General features: G+C 43.9%; 4 protein-coding genes and 1 pseudogene. 1 reads left to right on the forward strand and 4 read right to left on the reverse strand.

What is annotated here, in order from left to right; translation table 11 throughout:
- Positions 1-318: pseudogene (locus V7Z64_RS11830) on the forward strand (RNA-guided endonuclease TnpB family protein); the annotation flags it as partial.
- A gap of 372 nt (positions 319-690) precedes the next feature.
- Here V7Z64_RS11830 and eno read toward each other — a convergent pair.
- From eno to pgk, 4 genes are all read right to left on the reverse strand, one after another.
- Positions 691-1986, reverse strand: a complete 1296-nt coding sequence (eno, locus tag V7Z64_RS11835; RefSeq protein WP_004892483.1) for a phosphopyruvate hydratase — start codon at positions 1984-1986, stop codon at positions 691-693.
- A gap of 19 nt (positions 1987-2005) precedes the next feature.
- Entirely contained in the window at positions 2006-3541 is a 1536-nt protein-coding gene (gpmI, locus tag V7Z64_RS11840; RefSeq protein WP_094240471.1) for a 2,3-bisphosphoglycerate-independent phosphoglycerate mutase, read from the reverse strand.
- Positions 3538-4293: a triose-phosphate isomerase gene (gene tpiA, locus V7Z64_RS11845; RefSeq protein WP_003397292.1), complete on the reverse strand. Its 756-nt coding sequence runs from the start codon at positions 4291-4293 to the stop codon at positions 3538-3540. Before tpiA ends, gpmI begins: the two co-directional genes overlap by 4 nt.
- A 17-nt stretch (positions 4294-4310) precedes the next feature.
- Positions 4311-4778 (reverse strand): phosphoglycerate kinase (gene pgk, locus V7Z64_RS11850; protein WP_334110514.1); only part of this gene is annotated, 468 nt, incomplete at its 5' end.

The following is a 4778-nucleotide window of genomic DNA, read 5'->3' on the forward strand; positions in this document are numbered from 1 at the left end:
ATACTGAATCAAAAACTGCAATATGAAGGCTATTCCCTTCAATACATCGACACATTTCGCGTCAAGGCAAGTCAATACGACCACCAAAACGATGAGTACAACAAGAAAACACTTTCCCAACGATGGCACGAAGTAGACGGACGCAGAGTGCAACGAGATTTATACAGCGCATTTTTAATCATGAATGTGAAAGACAATCGAAAAGAAATAGATCGACAAAAATGTTTAGAGAGATGGGATCAATTTATTCGACTGCATGATGAAGAAATCAAACGACTTCATCTTCATTCATGTGTCGTAAGTAGTATGGGAATTTAAATGATAAAAAGCGTCTTGAATCGGGCGCACAGGGCGATAAGCACCAGTAAGGTGTTTGCCCATGAAAGTCTTGTGGAATTAGAGTCAGTGTCCATGCGAAGGTATGGAAGAAGCTCTATAGTACACAAGAACCCCGTGGCTTTAGCCATCGGGAGGTTCAGTACCATGACAGGCGTTATGATAGGGTTAATCGTTAGTCTTTTATTATTAGTCATAAAAAGTACCGCAAAGGATTTTTTAAAAACATACTCTCTCGATTGGATTATTGATGTGCTACTTTTTCTCATATTTATCGTAATTGTAATACAATATATCCAAAAGAAGAGAAAAAACTAGAAATAAAGGATGCCCACATGAGGCATCCTTCATCTATTACTTCTTCAAGTTGTAGAATGTTTTTATTCCATCGTATACTGCTGTTTCGCCTAATTGGTCTTCAATGCGAAGCAATTGGTTGTATTTTGCGACGCGGTCTGTGCGGGATGGCGCACCTGTTTTAATTTGGCCAGCGTTTGTTGCAACGGCGATGTCGGCGATTGTGCTATCTTCTGTTTCACCAGAACGGTGAGAAATAACAGCTGTGTAGCCTGCGCGTTTTGCCATTTCAATCGCTTCAAATGTTTCGGTTAACGTACCGATTTGGTTCACTTTAATTAAGATTGAGTTGCCGACACCTTGTTCGATACCTTGTGCTAATTTTTTCGTATTTGTTACGAATAAGTCGTCACCGACAAGTTGTACTTTTTTGCCAAGGCGCTCTGTTAATAACTTATGACCAGCCCAGTCGTTTTCGTCTAAGCCGTCTTCGATCGAGATGATCGGATATTTGTTAACAAGCTCTTCATACCAAGCAACCATTTCTTCCGAGGTTTTCACAACGCCTTCGCCTTCTAAATGGTATTTGCCTGTTTCTTTGTTGTACAGCTCAGAAGATGCCACGTCCATCGCAAGCATCACTTCTGTGCCTGGTTTGTAGCCTGCTTTTTCAATCGCTTCGATAATTGTTTCAAGCGCTTCTTCGTTTGATTTTAAGTTTGGCGCAAAGCCGCCTTCATCACCAACAGCGGTGTTGTAGCCTTTCGCTTTTAACACTGATTTTAAGCTATGGAAAATTTCCGCACCCATGCGAAGCGCTTCACGGAAGTTTGGTGCGCCAACTGGCATAATCATAAATTCTTGAATGTCAACGTTGTTATCTGCATGCGCACCGCCGTTTAAAATGTTCATCATTGGCACTGGCAACGTTTTTGCGTTAAAGCCACCTAAATATTGATATAAAGGAATACCTAAGTAGTCAGCAGCTGCGCGCGCAACAGCCATCGATACACCAAGAATGGCATTCGCACCTAATTTTCCTTTATTTTCTGTACCGTCTAATGCAATTAATGCACGGTCGATGGCAACTTGCTCTGTCACATCGTAGCTACCGATTAATGCTGGCGCGATGACTTCGTTTACGTTTTTCACTGCTTGTAATACACCTTTACCAAGGTAGCGACCTTTGTCGCCATCACGCAATTCAACCGCTTCATACTCACCCGTTGACGCTCCACTCGGTACAAGTGCACGTCCGAACGCACCTGATTCTGTGTATACTTCTACCTCTACTGTCGGATTGCCACGAGAGTCTAATACTTCACGAGCATAAATGTCAATAATTGTTGGCATCGTTCATCTCTCCTTTAGTCTATTTTTGAATTAACGTTTTTCCTGTCATTTCTTTCGGTTGTTGTAGTCCGAGCAAATCAAGCATCGTTGGCGCTAAATCGCCTAAAATACCGTCTTGGCGAAGCGTAATGCCTTTTTTCGTCACGATCACAGGCACCGGATTTGTCGTATGCGCCGTATTCGGACTGCCATCTGGATTTAATACTTCGTCCGCATTTCCGTGGTCTGCGGTAATAATCGCAATACCACCTTTGGCGATAATCGCATCGACGACTTTTCCTAAACATTCATCGACCGCTTCGACTGCTTTAATCGTTGGCTCTAATTTTCCTGAATGACCGACCATGTCAGGGTTTGCGTAGTTTAAAATAATCGCATCGAATTTGTCTGCTTCAATTTCTTTCAGTAAAGCGTCCGTCACTTCGTATGCGCTCATTTCTGGTTTTAAATCGTATGTCGCCACTTTTGGTGAGTCAATTAAAATGCGCTCTTCACCAGGGAACTTTTCTTCCCGTCCGCCGCTCATAAAGAATGTGACGTGCGGATATTTTTCTGTTTCGGCAATGCGCAACTGTTTTAACCCGTTTTGTGACAATACTTCACCGAGCGTATTGTCAAGGTTTGTCGGCTTAAATGCCACGTACCCTTTTACTGTTTCACTAAAGTGCGTTAAGCATACGAAGAACAAGTTTTTCGGATGTTTCGGTCCACGATCGAATGAACGGAAATCATCGTTTGTAAACGTGTTTGAAATTTGAATCGCACGGTCAGGACGGAAATTGTAGAAAATGACCGCGTCATTATCTTGAATCGTTGCGACTGGTGATCCATCTTCACGAACGATAACAGATGGCAAGACGAATTCGTCATAAATGCCATTTGCGTAAGAATCATCGATGCACGCAAGCGGATCACGGTATGATGGACCTTCGCCATACACCATCGCGCGATACGCTTTTTCTACGCGCTCCCAACGTTTATCGCGGTCCATGGAGTAATAACGACCGGATAATGTAGCGATTTCACCGACACCAATTTGTGCGATTTGTTCATTTAACTGTTGAATGTACGTTTTCGCTGTTTGTGGACCAACGTCACGTCCGTCTAAAAAGCCGTGAATATACACATGTTTGACGCCTTCTTTTGCGGCGAGCTTGAGTAAAGCGAATAAATGGTTAATATGACTATGCACACCACCGTCAGAAAGAAGACCGAAAATGTGCAAATTTGTTCCGTGCTTTTTCACATGATCCATCGCTGCTAAAAACGTTTCGTTGCGCTCAAACTCACCTTCGCGAATGGCGATATTCACACGCGTTAAACTTTGATACACAATGCGACCAGCACCGATGTTTAGGTGACCGACTTCCGAGTTCCCCATTTGTCCTTCTGGCAAACCGACCGCTTCACCGCATGCCGTTAATGTCGCATGTGGATATTCGTTCCAATAACGATCGAAATTTGGTTTTTTCGCTTGTGCAACCGCGTTGCCAAATGTTTCTTCACGAAGAGCAAAGCCATCTAAAATAATTAATGCTACTGGTTTTTTGCTCATTTTCCTGCCTCCACGAGTTGTAAAAACGATTGTGGTTGTAAGCTCGCACCACCAACAAGTGCTCCGTCAATATGCTCCTCTGCTAAAAATGCGGCGATATTTTCCGGCTTTACGCTGCCGCCATATTGAATGCGCACAGCATCGGCCGCAGCTTGCGAAAATTGATTCGCGATGACTTGACGAATGTAGCCGCATACGTTGTTCGCATCGTCAGCTGTGGACGATTTTCCTGTTCCAATCGCCCAAATCGGCTCATAGGCGATAACGACTTGCTTCACTTGTTCTTCCGTTAAGCCTTCAAGCGCTTTTTTCACTTGTGCACTAACCACTTCGTTTGTACGGTTGCTTTCGCGTTCTTCTAACGTCTCTCCGCAACAAACAATCGGTACGAGCCCATGTTTAAACGCAGCAAGTACTTTTTTATTCACTGTTTCATCAGTTTCCGCAAACATCTCACGGCGCTCAGAATGTCCGATGATGACATACTCGACGCCGAGATCTTTCAACGCCACGGGACTAATTTCGCCTGTGAACGCGCCTTGATCTTCAAAATGCATATTTTGTGCACCAATTTTCACGTTCGTTCCTTTTGTCGCTTCCACTAAATGCGCTAAAAAGAGCGCTGGCGCACATACAACTGTATCGACTTGTTCGTTGGAAGGAACAGACTGTTTCACTTCTTCAACGAATTGGAGCGCTTCGTTTAACGTCTTATGCATTTTCCAGTTGCCTGCAATAATCGGCTTTCGCATCGCTTTAATCCCCTTTCTTACTTATCGTTTAACGCGACGACACCTGGAAGTTGTTTTCCTTCCATAAATTCAAGCGACGCACCGCCACCTGTAGAAATGTGATCCATTTTGTCTGCAAGTCCGAACTTTTCAACCGCTGCTGCCGAGTCGCCGCCACCGATGACCGTATATGTATCTTTCGCATCGGCAAGCGCTTGAGCAACCGCTTTTGTCCCTTCGGCAAACGCATCCATCTCGAATACGCCCATTGGACCGTTCCAAATGACAAGTTTTGATTTTAAAATGACGTCGCGATACAATTCACGTGTTTTCGGACCGATGTCAAGCCCTTCCCAGTCGCTCGGAATTTCATCGATGTTCACTACTTTTTTGTTCGCATCGTTTGAGAAATCGTCAGCTACAACTGCATCGACAGGCATGTAGAAGTTCACGCCTTTTTCTTTTGCTTTTTCCATGAACGATTTCGCTAACTCGATTTTATCTTC

The organism is Anoxybacillus sp., assembly GCF_036834105.1.
GTDB lineage: Bacteria > Bacillota > Bacilli > Bacillales > Anoxybacillaceae > Anoxybacillus.